This window comes from Kribbella qitaiheensis (genome assembly GCF_042657745.1).
Lineage (GTDB): Bacteria > Actinomycetota > Actinomycetes > Propionibacteriales > Kribbellaceae > Kribbella > Kribbella qitaiheensis.
In genome coordinates, this window is the sequence record NZ_JBHSKE010000075.1 from 77,029 (window position 1) to 97,604 (window position 20,576).

Sequence of the window (20,576 nt, forward strand, 5' to 3'; positions counted from 1 at the left end):
GCACGAACAAGTCCCCTGCCTCGATAGCTCCGAGGCCGGGGACTGTTGGTTTGGCTCAGCGCGGGACGTTCAGGGCGATGGTCACCTGCTCGGCGACCTTGGCGGCCAGTTCGAGCGCCGCGCGACGGGTCGCGGGCTGGAGGGCCGAGTGGTCGAGCGGGCCCTCGGCGGCGATATGGGGATCGGTCGGGATGTCGACGACGGCGGCGGCCCGCGACTCGAAGTACGGGCGGAGCTGCTTCTCGACCTCCTTGTTCACATCGCCGGGACCGTTGCTCACGGCGATCACCGCACGCCTGATCAACCGCTGCGCGTCCGGACCCTGGTGGTCGAGCTCCTCCAGCATCTGCACAGCGGCAGCGCAGGACAGGCTCTTCCACTTGATCGGGATGACGAGGACGTCCGAGGCCTTCATCGCCTCACGCCAGTTGCTGGAGCCCTCGTTGTTGCCGGTGTCGATCACCAGCACCTTGTAGAAGCGGCTCAGCAGCCGGTGGATCTGGTCGAAGTCCTTGGCCTCGATCTGTGCGTACGTCGTGGTCGCCGACGTCAGCACGTCGTACTGACCCGACACCTGGTGTCGCAGGTACGCACCGACGTCACCGAGACGGGCATCGGGCTGGGTGAGCATCTGCATGGCCTGCAGCAGATCGGTCACCGTCGACCGGCTGTTCGTGTCGTGCGTGCGCAGGTGCATGTTGCCGCGCAGCTCGTTGTTGTCCCAGGCCACTACCCCGCCGCCGCGGGCCTGACCGAGCGCACCGGCGAGCAACAACGTGGTCGGCGTCTTGCCCGAGCCACCCTTGGGGTTGGCGATGGTGATCGTCACCGGACGCCGGAACGCGGTCGCCGCGGTCGCCCGGGCGATCCGCTCGAGCCGCTCGGCCGTGCCCGGGCGCAGCCGCAGGACACTGCGGACACCCTTCTCGGCCGGAGCCTCCCGGGGCAACGGCAGGGCCTGCAGCAGCTCGTCGGCCCGGTAGGACACCTGCCGGTCGGGCTGCGGCGCGTGCTGGCTCGGGATGCCCTGCGGGAAGAAGTGCTGGGCGGCCGGCGACAGCTGCGGTCCAGAGCCGTGCGACTCGGAGCCGTGCAACTCGGTCCGCTCACGCTCGGGAGCCGGCTGGGCCCACGGGTCGGCGGCCGGCTGCTGGACAGGAGCCGGCTGTGACCACGAGTCACCGGGGAAGTCCTCCGACAGCGCGTCGGGCTGCTCTTCCTCGGCGACGTCCTGCTCTTCCTCGAGCTCGGGGTCAGGCGTCGCGCGGCTGCTGGGTGGCGGCGGTGGCGCGGCGTGATTGGGCGCGGGAGGCTGACTATTGGGATCCGGCTGGGTCCAGGACGGGGTCGGCTGCCACATCCTCCGGACCTCGGCGGCCGCCGCTTCCCGGTCCTTGTGCTGTCCGGAGTTGTGCGAGTCGGTCACGACCTAGATCCCCCGATTCTGTGAGAGGGGGCGGGGCTGCCGCTCCCCTGGGGTTTGCTGGATACATCCCAGGCACACTCCACCCGGGAAGGCACCACTATCCCATGACCCGGTGTCCACGCGATGTCACCCGCCGGAGCGTCGTCCGGTCACCGGGATCCTGCCTGCCGGACGACCGCCCGGCCCTGGACTGACAGCAATCGGCCAGCGGGTGCTCCCCGGCGCATCAGTCCGTGACCAGACCGGCTTCGTAGGCGACGATCGCGGCCTGCACCCGGTTCTTCACCTGGAGCCGGGTCAGGATCGCACTTACGTACGCCTTGACCGTTCCCTCGACCAGGAACAGCCGCCGCGCGATCTCCGCGTTCGACAACCCGGCCCCGACCAGTGAGAGCACTTCCAACTCCCGGGGAGTGAGCGCGTCGACCTGCTCCTTGGCCGCCGCGGCCCGCGACATCCGTCCACCTCCGGAGCCCGCGCCGAGCTCCGCGATCACCCGCTGGGCGATCTTCGGCGACAGATAGGCCGCACCGTCGGCGACAGCCTTCAGCCCCGCGATCAACTCCCGCGGATCACCCGACTTCAGCAGGAAGCCGCTCGCCCCGTCGCCGAGCGCCTTCGCGATGTACGCGTCCTCGGAGAAGGTCGTCAACATCACCACCGCCGTCTCCGGCACGGTCCGCCGGATCTCGGCGCCGGCCGCCAGCCCGTCCATCCGCGGCATCCGGATATCCAGTACCGCGACGTCGGGCCGGTGCCGCTGGGCTGCCTCGACGGCCTCCTGCCCATCGGCTGCCTCGGCAACGACCTCGATCGCGTCGTCCGATCCGAGGATCGCGCGGACCCCGGCCCGGACCATCGCCTCGTCGTCGGCCAGCAGCACCCTGATCATCGCGGAGTTCCCTCTTCCGTCGGCTCGACCGAACCCGTCTGGACGATGTCCTTCGCCACCAGGACGCCGTCCGCGAAGCACAGCCGGTAGGCATAGTTCGTCGAGAACGGCGCGTCCGGCCGGTAGAAGCGGCAGGACCAGTCGTCGGCCTCGGGCAGTTTGTCACTGGGTGCGTCCACCATCTGCATCGCCGGCAACACCTCCTCGACCTCCGCGACCGACTGCCCGAGCCTGAGCTGGTCGTACGCCGACGGCCGCAGGATCGAGTTGTAGCCGACCAGCAGGTAGTAGCCGAGGGCAACCACTCCGACCACCGCGCCGAGCACCACCGGCGCCGCGATCACGGTGATCAACCCGCGCTGCGCGTTCCGGCGTACGGTGGCTCGTTCGTCCGCGGTGGCCGACTCGACCGGTACTTCGGGCTCCGGACGGCCGCCGGTCCGCGGGATCCGCGCGCACACCTCGAATCCGCCGCCATCTCCGCGGGGATCGGTGGCCCGTGGCTTCGCGGTCAGGGTGCCACCGACCAGGCGGACCCGCTCGGTCAGCCCGGCAAGTCCTCTTCCGGTGGACGGGATCGCCGTGGGCAGCGGCCGGGTGGCGCCCGTGTCGACGATCCGCACCAGCACGTGATCGTCGAGGTAGGAGACCGTCACGGTGACCTCGGCGCCGGGCGCGTGCTTGCTGGCGTTCGTCAGGGATTCCTGGACGACGCGGTGGACCGCGCGGTCCACCATCGGCGAGTGTTCGCCGCTGCCTTCCTGGACGAGCCGCACCGCCAGCCCGGACGCGGCGGCCCGGTCGATCAACTCCCCCACCGTCTCGTGGCTCGGAATCACCGGCGCCCCGTGGACAGATAGCTCAGCACGGAGATCGCGGGGATCATCGCGATCTGGACCCCGTTGGTGGTGCCGAGGTTGACCGCGAGGATCGCCACCTGGGTCGTGATCACCAGGCTCAGCCCGATGATCGGCCACGAGCGGCGCAGCAGGACGGACGCCGCGAGGACGGCCAGGAAGATCGCCTGCATCCAGTACGGATCGTTGCGGGCACCGCTCTCGATGATCACGAGCAGGGCGAACGAACTCCACAGTCCGAGGTCACCCGCACGCTGCCAGTTCACAGCACGACGCTACACAGACGCCTACCCCCGCGCGTACTGCCGAAAGTCAGGAATCGCCCGCCCGCCGAGGTGATGAGCTGAGGTGATCAGTTGCGGTGGGCATCGATCGGGGTCGGGTCGACCAGCTCGAACGGCACGATCGAGAGCTTCGGCACCGACTCGCCGCGGAGCTGGGCGAGCAGCAGGTCGACCGCCTGGCGGCCCATCTCCCGCTGGTTCTGCCGGACATGCAGGTACGGCGGCCCCGCGATCGGGTCGCCCGGTGAGTCGAAGCAGCTGATCACCTGGTCCCGCGGCTGCCCGAGCGCCCGGTCCAGCATCCGGGCCAGGTTGTACTCGCACGCGACGAACGCGGTCACCTCCGGAACGCGATCCCGGAACGCCCGGATCTTCTCGAGATCGCTGAGAACGCTCTCCGGGCTGAACGAGCCGGGCAGCGTACTGCGGAGCTCCGTCAGCTGGTGCGCCTGGTAGTTCCCCGGCTCGCGCTCGGCGAACGCCGCCCGGAATCCCTCCAGCCGGTCCTCGATGCTCGACGTGTTCAGCGGCGGTGGCGAGACGAACGCGATGTGCCGGTGCCCCAGATCGAGCAGCCGCTCGGTCAGTGCCCGGGAGGCCGCGACGTTGTCCGTGTGCACGGCCGATACCGGGATCCCCGACAGGTGCCGGTCGACCAGGACCAGCGGATACCCGTCGAGCACCTGCCGGAGCAGGCTCGCGTTGTAGAAGTCGCCGTGCACCGGGAAGACGATCAGCCCGTCCACCTCACCGGATCCCACCAGCGAGGTCACCGCCTGTTCCTCGTCGCTCTGCCGGCCACGCGTCCGCCGTACGATCAGGTTCGCGCCCTGCTCGGCGCAGCGCTCCTCGATCGCACAGAGCAACTCCAGCCCGTACGCCTCCGACACATCCGGGATCACGAGCGCGATCGACCCCGGCAACTGGCTCCGCCGGGCCGGGCGGAGCGATCCCTTCAGCGGCGCGGTCACCCCGTCCAGATCGGGCAGGTGCTGGACCACGAACGAGCCCTTGCCGCGGATCCGCTCGATCAGCCCGGCCTCCCGCAGTACTTCGAGGGCACGCTTGGACGTGATCCGGCTGACCTCGAACTGCGCGGCAAGCTCCATCTCGGACGACACTCGGTCGCCGGGCCCGAGTGCGCCGCGGCGGATCTCCTCGAGCACGTGCGTGCTGATCCGTTCGTAGAGCAAGGCCACGGGCGATCGCCTTCCTGGCGGGGCAGGTTGATATACCGTCTCAGCCCGCTCCCCTGAGGGCAAGAGGAGCGTTCCGGCATGTTGACCTATACCAACCGACGTCCCTACGATCCGAGAACGCGCCCAGGACCTCACGACCTGACTACACCGCGGCTGTCGTCCTGGCCGTTGTCTTCGCTGCGGCTGCCCTGGCGGCGATCTGGTCGGCGACGTACTTCGCATCGCGGCCGGCGCCTCCGGTCAGCATCGACGCGAACGCGTACTGGAAGAGCAGGCCCATGAAGTACAGGCCCGGGATCGTCGTGGAGACGCCGCGTCGTTGGGCCGGCCAGCCATCCTCGCCGAGAACCGGTCCCTCGATCCAGCTGAAGTCCCGGCGGAAGCCGGTGCACCAGATCACGTTCTCCACGTCCAGGACCTGGCCGTCCGCCATCAGCGGCAGCCCGTCCCGGACGCCGACCATCTTGCCCTCGATGCGCTCCACGCCGGCTGCGGCCAGATCTGCGGCCTTCACCCGCAGCAACGGACCACCCTCGTTGCGTACTTCGGGCTGCATCTTCCGGCCGATCGGGGTCCGCTCGGTCAGCACGTGGTTGGCGGCGAACCAGAGCACCTTCATGATCTGGCGGGCCGGCTTTGCTTCGAGCTTGAACGGGATCTCCCCCCGGGACGGCCCGCACAGCGTGGTGCGATGGCCGGCACGGACGATCTCGTGGGCGAGGTCCGCTCCGGAGTGACTCGCACCGACCAGGAGAACGCCGCAGGGCAGTAGCTGCGACGGATTCCGGTACTCCGACGAGTGGAGCTGCCGGATGCCCGGATCCAGCTCCGCGGCGAAGTCCGGCGTGTACGGAAGGTGCTGGCCACCGGTAGCCACGACAATCTGGCCTGCCTCGAACTCCTGCTCCCCCGCTGACACCACGAACTGCCCGGCCTCCCTACGAACGCCGTCAACGTAGACGCGCGGTCGCACCGGCAGCCGGTGCTCCGCGACGTACCCCTCCAGGTAGTCCGCCACCTGGGTGCCGGTGGGGAACTCGAACGGCTTCGCAGGGAATCGCCCGCCGGGCAACGCGTCGTACTTGGCCGGCGTGTACAGGCGCAACGAGTCGTAGCGGCGGCGCCACCCGTCCCCGACCCGGCTGTTCTCGTCCAGGATGACGAAGTTCTGGCCGTGTCGAGCCAGGTGGTAGCCGAGCGCGAGTCCGGTCTGCCCTGCCCCGATCACGATGGTGTCGACGTGCTCTCGCTCGCCCGATTGGTTGCTCATGGTGTCTCCCCTTTTACGGATGACACCGACCGTAGGAGTTCGCCGCCGCCCACCGCGTCGACCGAACTACCCAATTCGCTCCGACGGGCCATGGGTAATCCTGCCCACCGCGGTCAGACCAGGTCGTGCTCGTACGCGTAGGCCGTCGCCGCGGCCCGCGACGTCAGGTCGAGCTTGGCGAAGATGTTGCTGACGTGCCGGGCGACGGTCTTCTCGCTGATGACGAGCTTGGCGGCGATCGCGCGGTTGGTGGCACCGGTCGCGAGCAGCCCCAGTACTTCGATCTCCCGCGCGCTCAGCCCGTATTGACCGGGATCAACGGCCGGCAGGCCCGACAGATCCGCCCCCAGCTGCTGGAAGATCTCCCGGGCTGCGTCCAGCTCGAGCTCCGAGCCCTCCTCATCACCGAGCTCGCGGCAGGCCAGCGCGAGGAGGATCCGCACCCGAGCCGCCTCATACGGAGCGTCGAGTTGTTGCCAGCCCGTCAGGGCGGTCCGCAGGTGGGTGAGCGCTTCCCGACCGTTGCCTTCAGCAAGGAGAACCGCGCCGGCGCACTGCGCGGAGACGGCGTGCAGGAACGGCTTGTCCACCACAGCGGCGATCCCCGCGAACTCGTCGGCGAATACGCGTCCGGCTGCGGTGTCACCACCGGCCAGCAGAATCTCCACGGCCGCGGGAAGCAACCGCGCTCGCTCCAACTGGTCCGCTGCCTCGTCGATCGCTCGCCTGATCCCCGTCGCCGCCGCATCCTGGCGCCCTTGGGCGAGCCGGAGCAGAGCCAGTCCGGGATGTGGTTGCCGACCACACTTGTTCGCCAGGCGGTAGAGATCCTCGGCCTCGGTCCACTCGCCCCGGAGGCGGTGCAACTCGGCGAGCACGTAGTGCGCCATACCGACGGCGTCCTGACCGGGCGGATCCGACAGCCGCTCCGAGGCACGCTGCGCCTGCTCGATCGCGTCGGCCCAGGCACCGTGGAACTGCAGCAACTCGGCGCGATGCACTAGGCACTGCCCGCGGTACGGGACCACGTCGGGTCGCAGCTCGCACCACTGGCTCAGCGCAGCCGTCCACTCCTGCGCCCGCTGGATGTCGAAGGCCTCCTGACAGGCCCAGATCACCGCGCAGTACGCGAGCCCCGCGATGACCGGAGCCACTTCGTCAGCAGTGACCGCGACCATCACCTCGTCCAGCAGCGCGATCGTCCTGCTGGGCTCGCCGAGCATCCAGCTGGCCTGGGCCTGACCGAGCGTCGCCAGGGCGACCAAGGTGGGATCCTCGAACCGCTGCCCTACCTGCGCTGCTTCCAGCGACATGCCGTACCCCGAGGCCGGGTCGCCGAGCCCCATCGACTGCTGCGCTGTGGCGGCGAGCACGTACCCGCCCTCAACGCAGTCCAGGCCGTCCACCAGCCGTTGAGCCCGTGCCAGCCACCCGCCGCCGCGAGCATGCTCTCCAGCGTTGAACAGCTGGAACCCGAGCCATAGCGCACACCTGGCGGCCCGCGCGGAATCACCTGCCTCCAGCGATGCGCCGTACGCCCGGGTCCAAGCATCGAGGCTCTCCGCCTCCCGCCCGAGCAGGTGCGCCGCAGAGCCCAGTCGCTCCAGGTCCTCGGCCTTGAGCGGACTACTGCGGTCGGCGGCCGACAGCGCGAGGAAGCAGTCCGTCCACTCCTGCCGAACGAACGACTCGCGACCCGCTGCGACCTGATCCATGACCCCTCTCAGTATCCGCACCAACCGGCCCCAGTGAAACGCTCTTCGCGAGGTATTGGCTAGTGCCCTACGTCCGGCGCAGGGCACTAGTTCCGGACGCTTAGCCGGCAAAAGCTGTCCGAGGACCCTTTGGTGCTGCCAGCATTCGCGCATGAGCCTGACTCGCCCGTCGGTCCCCGCGTTTGCTGCTGCTCCTGTGGCTGCCGTGGCTGTTGCCCTGGCCGCTGTGCTCACCGCCCTGTCCGGTCGCTACGGGTTCCACCGGGACGAGTTGTACTTCCTCGTCGCCGGCGACCACCTGGCCTGGGGGTACGTCGACCAACCGCCGCTGACTCCCCTGCTGGCCAGGATCTCGACGGAGATCTTCGGCAGTACTCCGATGGGCCTACGGGTGATCTCCACGATCACCGGCGCCGCCACCGTGGTGGTGGTCGCCCTGATCGCCCGGGAGTTCGGCAGCGAGCGGCGCGCGCAGATCCTGGCCGCGGTCTGTGCGGCGGTGTCGGGCTTCGTGCTCGGGGTCGCGCACATGGCGTCGACCGCGACCTACGACCTGCTCGCCTGGATGGTCATCAGCCTGTTCGCGATCCAGCTCCTCCGCACCGGCGACGGCCGCTGGTGGATCGCCGTCGGCCTGGCGACCGGTATCGCCCTGCAGAACAAGTACCTCGTCGTACTGCCCCTCGCCGCACTCCTGATCGCAGTACTGATCCTGGGGCCTCGGTCCGTACTGCGGAGCTGGTGGTTGGCCGTCGGCGTACTAGTGGCCGCAGCGATCGCTGCCCCGAACCTGTGGTGGCAGGCCGCACACGACTGGCCGCAACTCACCGTCGCCGGTGGGATCAGCGAGGACGACGGCACCGAGAACCGGATCATGTTCATCCCCCTGCAGATCCTGCAGTTGTCACCGTTCCTGGTTCCCGTCTGGATCGCCGGCTTCGTCCGCCTCTGGCGCACCCCTGCCCTGCGCTGGGCCAAACCCGTCGCCCTGACCTACCCCGTGCTCTGCGTCGTAGTACTGGCCCTGGGCGGCAAGTCGTACTACGCCCTGCCGCTGCTGCTGGTACTCGTCGCAGCGGGCTGCCAGCCCACGATCGACTGGGTGACCGCCACCCGCCGACGCACCTTCCTCGCCGTCGGGCTCCTCCTCACCGCCCTCACCTCGGCGCTCTTCACCCTGCCGGTGCTCCCCGCGTCAGCCGTCAACTTCGTCCTCCCCGTCAACCAGGAGCAAGGCGAACAGATCGGCTGGCCCGAACTCGTCGACGACGTCGCCAAGGCCTGGCAGCAGATCCCCGAGGACCAGCGATCCCGCGCTGTCATCTTCGCCGGCAACTACGGCGAAGCGGGTGCCCTGGTGAAGTACGGCCCCGCCCACGGACTCCCGTACCCGGCCTCCGGCCACATGAGCTTCTACGACTGGTCCCGCCCCGCCGACACCCAGACCGGCCCGGTGCTCCTGGTCGAACTCGAACGCAACCCCGGCTACGAGAGCAACTTCAACGACTGCAACCAGGTAGGCACCGTCGACAACCGCAAGGGAGTCGACAACGAGGAACAAGGCACCTCCCTTGTCCTCTGCGCGTCCCCCAAGTCCCCGTGGTCCCAACTCTGGCCCAACCTCCGCCAGTTCTACTGAGCTCAGCCCTACCTACGATCGAGGCCATGCTGCCGATACATGTGACGGTGTGGGATGACGGTGACGCCTCGGCTGACCAGGTCATCCTGGTCCACGGCACGTTGTCCTGGGGGTCGCAGTCGTTCGCGCAGCAGCGGCCGCTGGCTGAGCATCGCCCGCTGCTGGTCGTGGACCGGAGGGGCTTCGGGAACAGCCCCGACACCGCAATGAGCGACTACGACGTCGACGCTGCCGACATCATCGCCTTGATGGACAGGCCCAGCCACCTGGTCGGCCACTCGTACGGCGGCGTGGTCGCCCTGCTGGCCGCAGCGCGTTGCCCCGACAAAGTCGCCTCGCTCGCACTGATCGAGCCAGCAGCGCTTGCTGTAGCAAGCTCGGTCCCTGTCGTAGCCACAGCCCTCGAAGGCAACCGTCGCTACATGGGCGCCGCTTCGCAGTCGATGTCGGCGGAGGACTACTTGCAGGTGGTCTACGGTGACCAGCCGACTCCCGACCCGTACGAATTCACTCTCCGAGCAGCACAGACAGCCCTCCACGAACGCCCCTGCTGGGAAGCCGACGTCCCGCTCGACCCCATCCGTTCCGGGGCCTACCCGAAGCTGGTCCTGGCCGGCACCTGGGAGACAGCCCCACCGGACTACCGCGCCGCCACCGGCGAAGCCCTCATCGCCACCTCGAAGTTCGTCGCCACCCAAACCGGCGCCCAGTTCACCCAGATACCCGGCGCGGACCACTCCCCCCACCAGCAACGGCCCGACCAGGTGAACCCCCTTCTTCTGACCCTCTGGACCCAGCTACCCAACGATCCCGACGCCCAGTAGCGCCCGCTGACCCGGCTGATCCGAAGGGCCAGGCCGGCCCGCAGGAGAGCGCGGGGCTTCACCCGCTCAGGATGACGACATGGCTGGTGGCGGCTGGAAATGTTGGCCGCGTGTGAGGGTTGTGGCCAGCCCCGTCGAAGCCTTTCGGGTACCTGGGTCAGGATCACCTGGGGGTGCCGTTCTGGCACACACATTCGTTTGTTTCGGATGGGGAGGGTCGGCGGATGAGCGACTTGGTGACCTACAGCGACGGGCAGTCGTTTCCGGGTGTGATCGGGCGGACGACCAGCGAGTCGAGCCCTGCCTGGCCGACGCCGCCGCGGGCGCCCGAGGGGGCACCCAACGTGTTGATGTTCGTGCTCGACGACGTCGGGTTCGGGCAGTTGTCGAGTTTCGGCGGTCTGGTCGAGACTCCCGTCCTGGACCGGTTCGCCGACAACGGGCTGCGCTACACCAACATGCACACGACGGCCCTGTGCTCGCCCTCGCGCGGCGCCATCCTGACCGGGCGGAACCACCATTCCCTGGGGTTGGCCACGATCGCCGAGACGTCCACCGGCTACCCGGGCTACAACGCCATCCTGCCGTTCGACAAGGGCATGCTGAGCGAGATGCTCCTGCCGCACGGTTACAACACATACCTGGTCGGCAAGTGGCACCTGTCGCCGCCGGAGCACGAGACGCCGGCCGGGCCCTACGAGCGTTGGCCGCTCGGCCGGGGGTTCGAGCGTTTCTACGGCTTCCTGGGCGGCGACACGAACCAGTGGTATCCCGAGCTCGTGTACGACAACCACTCGGTCGAGCAGCCCGCACAACCGGAGGACGGCTACCACCTGAGCGCCGACCTGGCCGACAGGGCGATCGAGTTCATCCAGGACTCCCACGTCAACGCGCCGGAAAAGCCGTTCTACCTGCACTACTGCACCGGAGCCGGCCACGCGCCGCACCATGTCGCCAAGGAGTGGGCCGACAAGTACAAGGGCAAGTTCGACGCCGGCTGGGACGAGTACCGCCGGGTGGTGCACGAGCGCCAGTTGTCGATGGGCATCCTCCCGCCCGGGACCGAGTTGTCCGCGCACGACCCCGACGTCCCCGAATGGGAGACGCTTCCGGAGGATGCCCGCAAGGTGTTCGCACGGATGATGGAGGTTTTCGCCGGGTTCCTGAGCTACACCGATCACGAGTTCGGACGGGTCGTCAGTTTCCTGGAGGAGATCGGCGAGCTCGACAACACCTTGTTCCTGCTCATCTCCGACAACGGCGCGAGCTCGGAGGGCGGACCGGTCGGATCGCTCAACGAGATGATGTTCTTCAACAACGTTCCGGAGTCGATGGAGGAGAACCTGCAGCGAATCGACGAGCTGGGCGGCCCTAACGTCTTCAACCACTACCCCTGGGGATGGACCAACGCCGGCAACACACCGTTCCGGCGCTGGAAGCGGGAGACGTACCGGGGCGGCACCACCGACCCGTGCATCGTCTCGTGGCCAGACAAGATCACCGCTCGCGGTGAGATCCGCACCCAGTACGGGCACATCATCGACCTGGTGCCGACCGTGCTCGACGCCCTCGGGATCACGCCGCCGGCCACGATTCGCGGCGTCACGCAGGCACCGATCGACGGTGTGAGCTTCGCCCACACCTTCAACGAGGCCGAGGCCCCCAGTCGGCACCACACGCAGTACTTCGAGATGTTCGGTCACCGGTCCATCTACCACGACGGCTGGCGCGCGGTCTGTCCCTGGCCCGGCCCGAGCTTCGCCGAGGCCGCAAAGAAGGGACGCCACTACGGCAGCCCGATCGACGCAACGGTGCTCGCCGACCTCGAGGTCAACGACTGGGAGCTGTACGACCTCACCACCGACTATGCGGAGACCAGGAACGTGGCGGCCGACCACCACGACAAGGTGATCGAGATGATCGGTCGCTGGTGGGCAGAGGCGGGCAAGTACAACGTGATGCCGATCGACGGCACGCTGCTTCAACGGATTAACGTCGAACGTCCCACGATCGCCAAGCCACGTGACCGCTACGTGTACTACCCCGGGGGGTCGCCGGTGCCGTTCTCCGCAGCGCCGAAGGCCTACAACCGGGCCTTCAGCATCAGCGCCGACGTGCAGACCACCGAGGCCGGCGCCCAGGGCGTCCTCGTTGCCCACGGTGGCCGAGTAGGTGGCTACTCCCTCTTCGTGAAGGACAACAGGCTGCACTTCGTCTACAACTTCCTCGGACGCGACTTCTTCACCATCAGCTCCGACACGGAAGTGCCCGTGGGTGAGGCGTCTCTGCGCTACGAGTTCGAACCCACCGGAAAACCCGACTTCACGGTCGGAAAGGGCGTACCCGCGATCGGCCAGCTGTACATCAACGACAAGCTCGTCGGGGCGGTCGACATGCCGCACACGGTCCCGAACATCTTCAGCTCCGAGGGCCTCACCTGCGGTCACGACGGCGGCAGCCGCGTCGCGCCGGACTTCTACCACGATGACTTCGCCTTCACCGGCACCCTCAAGCGGGTGACGATCGACCTGTCCGGCGAAGACCTCATCCCCGACAGCGAGACCGACCTGAAAGTCGCCATGGCCCGCCAATAGGCGAAAGAGGGCTGAAACGACGAGAGCGGGGACTCGGCTGGTGCCGGGTTCCCGCTCCGAGCTGCAGTATCCAGGGGTGCGGGTGGCGAAGCCCCCGCTCCGCGGGGCGAAGCCCCGCACAAATAAAGGAAGGCGGCCAGGCTCACGCTTTCCGTGAGCACAAAGCCGCCTGTCGATTCCGTGGGCGATACTGGGTTCGAACCAGTGACCTCTTCGGTGTGAACGAAGCGCGCTACCACTGCGCCAATCGCCCGGATCTGTTGTTCTCGATGTTGCACTGTGTTGCCGTGCGGGTGAAACCATAGCGCATTGATCCGCGACGTACGAATCGGGCCGGGCTACTCTGTCTGCAAGACGGAGACCCCGTCGCGTTGGAGACATGACTGTGACTTTCTCGCACGACACCGAGCACGCGCTCGCCACGCTGGTCCGCCTTGTCAACACCCTGCCCGGACCCAGCAGCCAGGTCGACACCATGGAGACGCTCGAGGACCTGGAGAAATTCGTCCACGAGCGGGAGTTCAGCGCGGTCGCGAACCTGACGGAGACCGATCTGCAGGACGTCCGCGACTTGCGGCCGCTGTTCGCCCCGGTCTTCACCACCGACTCCGACGCCGAGGCCGCCACGATGATCAACGCGATCGTCGCCCGCGGGACCACCACGCCACGGCTCACCAACCACGATGGTCACCCGTGGCACATCCACTACTCCCGGGACGGCGCGTCGCTGACCTGCCGGATCACGGTCGAGTGCGGGATCGCGCTCGCCCAGGTGATCTCGGCCGGTGAGCGCGAGCGCCTGCGCCGCTGTGAGGCGCCGGACTGCGACGACGCGCTGATCGACCTGTCGCGCAACCGGTCCAAGCGGTACTGCGACGCCCGGACCTGCGGCAACCGCTTGCACGTCGCCGCCTACCGCGAACGTCGTAAGTCCGCCGGCGAGTAGCCGACCAGGTACGCCGAGCGCCCCCACCGCTCGGCGTACTGCTCCAGACCCTCGCGCCGCGCCCGAGGTGTTCTCGCGGTCCAGCCACCCCGAGGGTGCTTCCTTCTCCGCGCCGCCGCGTGCGGCGCTCGCGTATTCCACGCCCCGTGTGGGTGCTCTGTGGTGCGACCGCCGCTCCGGTTGTGCGGGTTTAGGGGTCGACGTCTTCGGCGGAGCGTTCGGCGAAGACTTTGGCTACGGCCGCGGTGACTTCGCCCGGGGCGGCCAGGTCGCGATCGTCGGCTCGGTAGATGGCCTGGACGTCGCGGGTGGTGGACGTGAGGAAGATCTCGTCCGCCTCGGCCAGGCTGCTCAGCGGCACGTCCCGCTCGACCGCGCCGAACCAGGCGATGACCAGATTCCGGGTGACCCCGGCGAGCGCGCCCGACTCGAGGGTGGGGGTGACCAGCTCGCCGTCGAAGACGCAGAAGATGTTCGAGCCGGTCCCCTCGCAGAGGTTGCCGACGGTGTTCGCGAAGATCGCCTCGCTCCCGCCGTGCGCCTTGGCATACGCGAGCGCGCGGACGTTCTCGGCGTACGAGGTCGTCTTCAGTCCGGCGACGGCGCTGCGCTCGTTGCGGACCCACGGAACGGTCACGATCGCCGAGCTCGACGCGGGCTTCTCGATCGCCTGGGACGCGACGATCAGCGTCGGGCCGACCGTGCCGCGATCGGAGGACAGCGGCGAGACTCCGCCGGTATAGGTGATCCGCAGCCGGCCGAAGGCGATGTCCGGGTCCGCCTTCACGACGGTGGCGATCGCGTCGCGCACCCGCGCCAGGTCCGGCGCCGGCAGTCCCAGCCCGGTCGCCGATACGACCAGCCGGTCGAGGTGCTTGGTCACCGCGAACGGTTGCCCGTCCACGATCTTCAGCGTCTCGAAGACCCCGTCACCGGTGGTCAGCCCGTGGTCCAGCGGCGAGATGGCAGCCGACTCGTCCTGCAGGGCGCCGTTCAGCCAGATGATCATCAGTACTCCTTCCAACCGGGAGACACCCTATGCCGCCTCCCCCCGGATCCGTCGCCGCAGGCCCACCTGACCCTCGGACGCCTTGCGGTGCAGGCGTTGTGTGACCAGGTGATGACCATCGGTGGGACGAAAGGTGACCCCCGTTTTTGAAGTCCAGCGAGGATGGGCTAATGTTCTTCTCGCGCCGAGGGGAACGAAAAGCCCGGTCGCAACGCGGACGTAGCTCAGTTGGTAGAGCGCAACCTTGCCAAGGTTGAGGTCGCCGGTTCGAACCCGGTCGTCCGCTCGGAGAGGGTTCGGCAGGCCAGCTTTCTCACCTGGTGGAGTGGCCGAGAGGCGAGGCAACGGCCTGCAAAGCCGTGTACACGGGTTCGAATCCCGTCTCCACCTCGAAACCCTTTTCAGCTAGGACGATTGGCGCAGCGGTAGCGCGCTTCCCTGACACGGAAGAGGTCACTGGTTCGATCCCAGTATCGTCCACGCAGTCGATAGGCGAGGTGTGCTCACGGATAGCTTGAGCCTCCTCGCCTACGTCATTTGTGCGCGGCTTCGCCGCGCGTAGCGGGGGCTTCGCCACCCGCACCCCCCTGTCTGCGGCTGGTGCCGCGCCCATGGTTCCTGCCGTGGTTGATGCCGCCTCCCGGCCTTCTCCTCTGACTGGGGTTTGTCCACAGTTCCTACTGCGGCTGACACCCCACGCACGGCTTCCGCTGTGGTTGACGCCCCGCCCACGTTTACGTGCACAAAGTGCGGGCTCGGACACGAAGTCGGCACCTCGGACACGAAATGGGCTGTCCCTGGTCCCCACAATCTGTGCGAGGTCCCGACAACCTGTCCGAGGTCACCACGACTGTGTGGGCTCGGGGGTGCTGGCGGGACGGGCGGGTCGCGAGCTGGCCGGGTGGCGGGTTGTTGTGGCTGGGGGCGCGCGGCTTGTGGTTTTGCCGGCTGCTTGCTGGCTGGTGTTTTGGCTGTTAGGGGAGCCAGGTGCCGTTGAGCATAAGGTCTCGGTTGGGGATTTCGTTGACTTCGCGCCAGGCCTGGATTCGGGTCGGGGTGACGCGGAAGTACGGGTAGGGGGTCTTCAGGACTCGAGGGTCGAAGCCGGCTTTGGTGGCGAAGGCGTCGCCGGTTTCGGGGGTCAGGTCTGCCGGCTTCAGGACTTCGGCGGTGCCGGTGATGAGGACTACGTCCCGGGTTTCGCCGATGGACAGGTGCACCAGGGGGTTGGCCTGGAGGTTGCGGCTGGTGGGGTTGTTCTGGGCCGTGGAGAGCAGGAGGGTGCCGTCCTCCCAGAGGAACGACAGCGGCATCAGGTACGGCGTACCGTCGGCTGAGGCGGTCGACACCCAGGCGTCGACGTCGGTCTCCAGGCGCTTCAGGGTGTCTTGCCGGCGAGCCTCGAGGCTGCGGGGCGCGGGGTCTGTCACGAGTGCTCTCCTCGGGGTGTGGTTCTGCAGTGTCACATCTGCGGGGTTCGCTCCGTCACCCCCATGACGGACGCCGAACCGAAGGTGTGACCGTCGCCGGATGAAAGAGTGATTGCCATGCGCGAAGACGACTGGCTCGCGGCCCGTTTCGAGGAGAACCGGGACCACCTGCGGGCAGTGGCCTACCGGATGCTCGGATCCCAGCAGGAGGCTGAGGACGCGGTCCAGGAATCGTGGATCCGGCTCAGCCGGTCCGACCCGGCCTCGATCGACAACCTCGGCGGCTGGCTGACCACTGTCGTGGGGCGGATCTGCCTGGACATGCTCCGCCTGCGCCGGTCTCGCCCCGAGCAAGCTGTCGGGGAGCACTCCCCCGTGCTCGCGGACCACGAAGTACCGGATCCCGAGCTCGAAGCGGTGCAGGCCGACTCCGTGGGACTCGCGCTGCTCGTAGTACTGGAGACGCTCACGCCGGCCGAGCGGCTCGCGTTCGTCCTGCACGACATGTTCGCGATGCCGTTCGACGACATCGCGCCGATCGTCGGGCGCTCCCCCGCGGCCGCGCGGCAGTTGGCGAGCCGGGCTCGTCGGCGCGTACAGGGAACGCCGGACATTCCCGAGGCCGATTCCAGCAAGCAGCGGGAGATCGTCAGCGCGTTCCTGGCCGCCTCGCGGAGTGGGGATTTCGAGGCACTGCTCGAGATGCTGGATCCCGAGGTGGTTGTGCGCGCCGACGAGACGGTTGCGACCAGGGGTGCGGCGTCCCTCATTCGTGGTGCCGCGGCTGTTGCCGAGAACTTCTCCGGTCGAGCCCAGGCGGCGAGGTTGGCACTGGTCGACGGACTCGCAGGCGCCGTGTGGGCGCAGCGCGGCGTTCCGAAGGTGGTCTTCGCGTTCACGATCAACGCCGGCCGGATCACCGAGATCGAACTCCTCGGCGACGCCGACTACCTGGAGCAGGCGGAGCTCACGATTCTGGAGAAGTAGCGCACCGCCCGCCGGGTCGCTCCGGCTGACCTCGCAAGGTGCCCGCGATGGTCGGGAACTCGGGCCCCAGACGTGTTCGCATTACTAGATCGTGGATGGTTCGAGCCGGTGCGACACGCAGGTTCGCGGGTGGTGCTGATGTGACGTCTGTGGCACTTTTCCCGCCTGCGAAAGGCTTCCCGCGACACCCCGGATACCGAGTTTTCACAGCCCGGGAAAGTGCGCTACTGTTCTGCTCTCGCACCAAGCAGGCCGGAAGTTCGGACTGCGACTGGCAGCGATGCGGACGTAGCTCAGTTGGTAGAGCGCAACCTTGCCAAGGTTGAGGTCGCCGGTTCGAACCCGGTCGTCCGCTCGGAACAGGTCGGTAGGCTGAGACTCTGTGGTGGAGTGGCCGAGAGGCGAGGCAACGGCCTGCAAAGCCGTGTACACGGGTTCGAATCCCGTCTCCACCTCGAAAACCCTTTTGATCTAGGACGATTGGCGCAGCGGTAGCGCGCTTCCCTGACACGGAAGAGGTCACTGGTTCGATCCCAGTATCGTCCACGTAGTCGATAGGCGAGGTGTGCTCACAGATTGCGTGAGCCTCCTCGCCTACGTCATTTGTGCGCGGCTTCGCCGCGCGTAGCGGGGGCTTCGCCACCCGCACCCCCCTGTCTGTGGCTGGTGCCGTCGCTCGGCTTTCCCTTCTGGCTGAGGTTGTGCCCACGGTTTTGCTGTGGTTGATGCTGGCTCCCTCGCTTTCTGCTTTGGCTGGTGTTGTCGGTCGGGTGTCTGCGGTGGCTGAGGTTGTTCGCGCTGTTGCTGGTTTGGCTGGTGGGTCCTGTACTGCGGGTTGCTGTGGCTGAGGCCCTCGGTCGGCTTTCACCTCTGGCTGGTGTTCTTGCTTGGGTTGTGCGGCGGCTCGGGTGGTTATTGCGTGGATGGGTGGGAGGTGGGGTGGTTGGATCGGGGGATGGGGTCTGTTTGGGTTGGGGAGCGGGTTCGGTTGCGGGGGATTGAGCCGGAGGACTGGGAGGAGTTCAAGCGGTTCGACCAGGACAGCGGGGTGCAGCGGAACGCGGACATGGTGCATCCGCCTCGGTCGGACGCGGGGTACCTGCAGTGGGCTGAGGAGCAGTCGCTGCGGAAGCCGGAGAACGACGAGTTCCAGTTGGCGATCGAGGCACTCGAGAACGACACCCTAGTAGGGGCGTTGTCGACGAACGGGGCCTCTCGGCGCGCCGGCAGGTTCAGCTTCGGGATCGCGATCGGGCGGAACTTCCACCGCCGGGGTTATGCCAGCGACGCGCTGGTGGTCCTGCTGCGCTTCATGTTCGCGGAGCGGCGCTACCACAAGGCCGAGGCCGGGATCTACGGATACAACCAGGCCTCGATCGCGCTGCACGAGAGCGTCGGCTTCCAACACGAAGGCGTACTGCGGGACCACGAGTTCCTCGACGGCGCCTACCAGAACATGGTGCTGATGGGGATCACTGCTGAGGAGTTCTCCGAGCGTCACATGCGCAGGTGAGAGCCGCCGTTGAAGTCGAGAACCGTGCCGGTGGCGAACTCGGCCTCGGCCGACGCCAGATAGACAATGGCCGCGGCCACCTCAGCGGGCGACGCCACCCGTTCCAACGGGCTTTCCAGCCGGCGCCGGTCGTAGCCCTCGCCGGAAAGCGCCTCGGCTGCCATATCGGTCGTGGTCCAGCCGGGCGCGATCGTCGTGACGGCGATCCCCTCCGGGCCGAGCGCCCGCGCCAGTGACTGGCTGAACGAAATCAGGCCCGCCTTGCTCGCGCCGTACGCGGGCTGGTTCGGCTCGCCGCGGAACGCGCCGCGCGATGACACGTTGACAATCCGCCCGCCACGGCCCATATGGCGGACCGCGCACCAGGTGACGTTGGCCGCGCCGACCAGGTTCACCCCGAGCGTGCCGGCCCAGGCCTGCTGCCATTCGTCGTACGACGTCTTGCGGATCGGGTGCGGGTGATAGACCCCGGCGTTGTTCACCAGAACGTCGATGCTGCCGAGTGCCGACGCGGCACTGTCGACCATCTCGAGGATCGCCGCCGGATCGGAGAGATCGGCCTGCGCCAGCACATGCCCCTCCCCTGGCAACTCCGCCAGCACAGCTTCGGCATTCGCCTCGGACGACCCGTAGTGGACGGCGACCCGATCACCGGCCGCTGCAAAGGCCCGAGCCACTGCCGCGCCGATCCCCCGCGAAGCCCCGGTCACCAGCACAGAACGATCCATGCCCCGAGTCTTCCATCCACCACCCGACGCTGCCGGTCGTGCCCGTCGCGGTCCTCAGCGCCGCGGCTTGATGTCCCGTCGGTTCTCCTTGTTCTGGCGGGCCCAGTTCTTCCTGGCCTCGCTGCGCAGCCGGAGGTCGGAACGCCGTGCCATGTACGCCGCTTCGCGCTGTAGCTTCTGCCAGCTCTCGTACCGGCGTACGGACAGGCTGCCATCCTCCAGAGCCGCCTGTACTGCGCAGCCAGGCTCCGTGACGTGCACGCAGTCCTTGAACTTGCACTGCTCGGCTAGAGCCGTCACATCCGGGAATGCCGCGGCCATGCCCTCACCGGACTCCTGCAGGCCAACTCCCCGAAGCCCAGGGGTGTCTATGACGACGCCACCGCCCGGCAGCACGATCAGCTCACGCCGTACTGACGTATGCCGGCCCTTGCCGTCCTCCCGGATCGCCTGCACGTCCAGAAGCTCCACACCGGCCAGAGCGTTCACCAGCGACGACTTACCCGCCCCACTGGCTCCGAGCAGAGCCACGGTGACGTCGTTGTCCAGGAGCGCCCTCACGGCCTCCAGACCCTCGCCTGTGGTCGCACTGCAGACCAGTACCTCGGCACCGGGCGCTGCAGTCGCCACGTCCTCCGCAAACGAGTCGGCGTCCACCACGAGGTCAGCCTTGGTCAGTACTACGACAGGCCGCGCGCCGCTCTCCCAGGCCAGCGCGAGGAACCGCTCGATCCGGCTGATGTTCGGCTCCGGCACGAGCCCGACGACGATCGCGATCACGTCCATGTTGGACGCGAGCACCTGGCCCTGCGAGGTACCGCCGACGTCAGCCCGGACGATCGCGGTACGGCGTGGTGCCACGGCCTCGACGGTGATCCGGTCGTCCGGCCAGTCGCGCAGCAGGACCCAGTCCCCGGTACACGGGGTCGCCTGGGAATCCGCGCCGATCGCGGCCAGGACTCCCCCGGACCAGGTGGCCCGAACCGGACCGTCCTCGGTGAGAACCGTGGACATCCCCTTGTCCACGCGGACCACGCGCCCCGGCACCAGCTCCGCTGAACCGGGAAGCGAGTTCAGGTAGTCAGTCGTGGCGGTGTCGAGACCGAGTGCTTGCAGTTGTGCTGACATCTTGCGGCGAACCTTTCGGGAGGTCCGGCCGCGGGATCAGGTCAGCGGACGGACAGTGCTGGAGATGACGGCCGGATCGGCCTGTTGCGCATACATGGCGGCATCATCTCCTTCCATTTGCTGCCGTCCCGCGGG

General features: G+C 67.9%; 17 protein-coding genes and 7 tRNA genes. 12 read left to right on the forward strand and 12 right to left on the reverse strand.

Annotated elements, in window-relative coordinates; all coding sequences use genetic code 11:
• Positions 1–55: 55 nt before the first annotated feature.
• The 7 genes from ACFPJ1_RS39240 to ACFPJ1_RS39270 all read right to left on the reverse strand — a co-directional run bounded on the left by ACFPJ1_RS39240 (position 56) and on the right by ACFPJ1_RS39270 (position 7,643).
• On the reverse strand, positions 56–1,426 hold the full coding sequence (locus ACFPJ1_RS39240) for a MinD/ParA family ATP-binding protein (RefSeq protein ID WP_380111432.1): 1,371 nt from the start codon (positions 1,424–1,426) through the stop codon (positions 56–58).
• 226 nt (positions 1,427–1,652) lie between these two features.
• Positions 1,653–2,318, reverse strand: a complete 666-nt coding sequence (locus tag ACFPJ1_RS39245) for a response regulator (RefSeq protein ID WP_380111433.1) — start codon at positions 2,316–2,318, stop codon at positions 1,653–1,655.
• Positions 2,315–3,157, reverse strand: a complete 843-nt coding sequence (locus ACFPJ1_RS39250) for a sensor histidine kinase (protein ID WP_380111434.1) — start codon at positions 3,155–3,157, stop codon at positions 2,315–2,317. Before ACFPJ1_RS39250 ends, ACFPJ1_RS39245 begins: the two co-directional genes overlap by 4 nt.
• Positions 3,154–3,441 (reverse strand): hypothetical protein, encoded by a 288-nt coding sequence (locus ACFPJ1_RS39255; protein ID WP_380111435.1) that lies wholly within the window; start codon positions 3,439–3,441, stop codon positions 3,154–3,156. Before ACFPJ1_RS39255 ends, ACFPJ1_RS39250 begins: the two co-directional genes overlap by 4 nt.
• A gap of 86 nt (positions 3,442–3,527) precedes the next feature.
• Entirely contained in the window at positions 3,528–4,658 is a 1,131-nt protein-coding gene (locus ACFPJ1_RS39260; RefSeq protein WP_380111436.1) for a GntR family transcriptional regulator, read from the reverse strand.
• 142 nt (positions 4,659–4,800) lie between these two features.
• Positions 4,801–5,928 (reverse strand): flavin-containing monooxygenase, encoded by a 1,128-nt coding sequence (locus ACFPJ1_RS39265; protein WP_380111437.1) that lies wholly within the window; start codon positions 5,926–5,928, stop codon positions 4,801–4,803.
• 113 nt (positions 5,929–6,041) lie between these two features.
• Positions 6,042–7,643, reverse strand: coding sequence for a LuxR C-terminal-related transcriptional regulator (locus tag ACFPJ1_RS39270; protein WP_380111438.1), 1,602 nt, complete (start codon positions 7,641–7,643; stop codon positions 6,042–6,044).
• A 151-nt stretch (positions 7,644–7,794) separates the two neighbouring features.
• On the opposite strand from ACFPJ1_RS39270, the gene ACFPJ1_RS39275 reads away from it, so the two are divergent.
• The 3 genes from ACFPJ1_RS39275 (at position 7,795) to ACFPJ1_RS39285 (ending at position 12,700) form a co-directional block, all read left to right on the forward strand.
• Positions 7,795–9,282, forward strand: a complete 1,488-nt coding sequence (locus ACFPJ1_RS39275; protein ID WP_380111439.1) for an ArnT family glycosyltransferase — start codon at positions 7,795–7,797, stop codon at positions 9,280–9,282.
• A gap of 26 nt (positions 9,283–9,308) precedes the next feature.
• Complete coding sequence (locus ACFPJ1_RS39280; protein ID WP_380111440.1) at positions 9,309–10,106, forward strand: alpha/beta fold hydrolase; 798 nt, start codon at positions 9,309–9,311, stop codon at positions 10,104–10,106.
• 224 nt (positions 10,107–10,330) lie between these two features.
• The gene (locus ACFPJ1_RS39285) at positions 10,331–12,700 is read left to right on the forward strand and encodes an arylsulfatase (RefSeq protein WP_380111441.1); all 2,370 of its coding nucleotides are present in this window, start codon (positions 10,331–10,333) and stop codon (positions 12,698–12,700) included.
• A gap of 181 nt (positions 12,701–12,881) precedes the next feature.
• Here ACFPJ1_RS39285 and ACFPJ1_RS39290 read toward each other — a convergent pair.
• Positions 12,882–12,953: transfer RNA gene (locus ACFPJ1_RS39290), tRNA-Val, on the reverse strand.
• Between the two features lie 126 nt (positions 12,954–13,079).
• Here ACFPJ1_RS39290 and ACFPJ1_RS39295 point away from each other — a divergent pair.
• On the forward strand, positions 13,080–13,646 hold the full coding sequence (locus ACFPJ1_RS39295; RefSeq protein ID WP_380111443.1) for a CGNR zinc finger domain-containing protein: 567 nt from the start codon (positions 13,080–13,082) through the stop codon (positions 13,644–13,646).
• Positions 13,647–13,836: 190 nt separating this feature from the next.
• Here the strand turns inward: ACFPJ1_RS39295 and ACFPJ1_RS39300 are convergent, their stop codons facing one another.
• The gene (locus tag ACFPJ1_RS39300) at positions 13,837–14,655 is read right to left on the reverse strand and encodes an aminotransferase class IV (protein WP_380111444.1); all 819 of its coding nucleotides are present in this window, start codon (positions 14,653–14,655) and stop codon (positions 13,837–13,839) included.
• A 213-nt stretch (positions 14,656–14,868) separates the two neighbouring features.
• On the opposite strand from ACFPJ1_RS39300, the gene ACFPJ1_RS39305 reads away from it, so the two are divergent.
• From ACFPJ1_RS39305 to ACFPJ1_RS39315, 3 genes are all read left to right on the forward strand, one after another.
• Positions 14,869–14,941 (forward strand) — tRNA-Gly (locus tag ACFPJ1_RS39305).
• A 33-nt stretch (positions 14,942–14,974) separates the two neighbouring features.
• A tRNA-Cys gene (locus ACFPJ1_RS39310) sits at positions 14,975–15,045 on the forward strand.
• Positions 15,046–15,063: 18 nt separating this feature from the next.
• Positions 15,064–15,135: transfer RNA gene (locus ACFPJ1_RS39315), tRNA-Val, on the forward strand.
• Between the two features lie 494 nt (positions 15,136–15,629).
• Here ACFPJ1_RS39315 and ACFPJ1_RS39320 read toward each other — a convergent pair.
• A complete protein-coding gene (locus tag ACFPJ1_RS39320; protein WP_380111446.1) occupies positions 15,630–16,085 on the reverse strand; it encodes a pyridoxamine 5'-phosphate oxidase family protein in 456 nt (151 codons plus the stop codon).
• A 117-nt stretch (positions 16,086–16,202) separates the two neighbouring features.
• On the opposite strand from ACFPJ1_RS39320, the gene ACFPJ1_RS39325 reads away from it, so the two are divergent.
• From ACFPJ1_RS39325 to ACFPJ1_RS39345, 5 genes are all read left to right on the forward strand, one after another.
• Entirely contained in the window at positions 16,203–17,072 is an 870-nt protein-coding gene (locus ACFPJ1_RS39325) for a sigma-70 family RNA polymerase sigma factor (RefSeq protein ID WP_380111447.1), read from the forward strand.
• Positions 17,073–17,354: 282 nt separating this feature from the next.
• Positions 17,355–17,427 (forward strand) — tRNA-Gly (locus ACFPJ1_RS39330).
• 29 nt (positions 17,428–17,456) lie between these two features.
• A tRNA-Cys gene (locus ACFPJ1_RS39335) sits at positions 17,457–17,527 on the forward strand.
• A gap of 19 nt (positions 17,528–17,546) precedes the next feature.
• A tRNA-Val gene (locus tag ACFPJ1_RS39340) sits at positions 17,547–17,618 on the forward strand.
• A gap of 442 nt (positions 17,619–18,060) precedes the next feature.
• Positions 18,061–18,585: a GNAT family N-acetyltransferase gene (locus ACFPJ1_RS39345; RefSeq protein ID WP_380111448.1), complete on the forward strand. Its 525-nt coding sequence runs from the start codon at positions 18,061–18,063 to the stop codon at positions 18,583–18,585.
• Here ACFPJ1_RS39345 and ACFPJ1_RS39350 read toward each other — a convergent pair.
• Complete coding sequence (locus ACFPJ1_RS39350; RefSeq protein WP_380111449.1) at positions 18,570–19,301, reverse strand: SDR family NAD(P)-dependent oxidoreductase; 732 nt, start codon at positions 19,299–19,301, stop codon at positions 18,570–18,572. The genes ACFPJ1_RS39345 and ACFPJ1_RS39350 overlap by 16 nt on opposite strands.
• Before the next feature lie 66 nt (positions 19,302–19,367).
• Positions 19,368–20,441: a ribosome small subunit-dependent GTPase A gene (gene rsgA / locus ACFPJ1_RS39355; RefSeq protein ID WP_380111451.1), complete on the reverse strand. Its 1,074-nt coding sequence runs from the start codon at positions 20,439–20,441 to the stop codon at positions 19,368–19,370.
• Positions 20,442–20,576 lie beyond the last annotated feature (135 nt).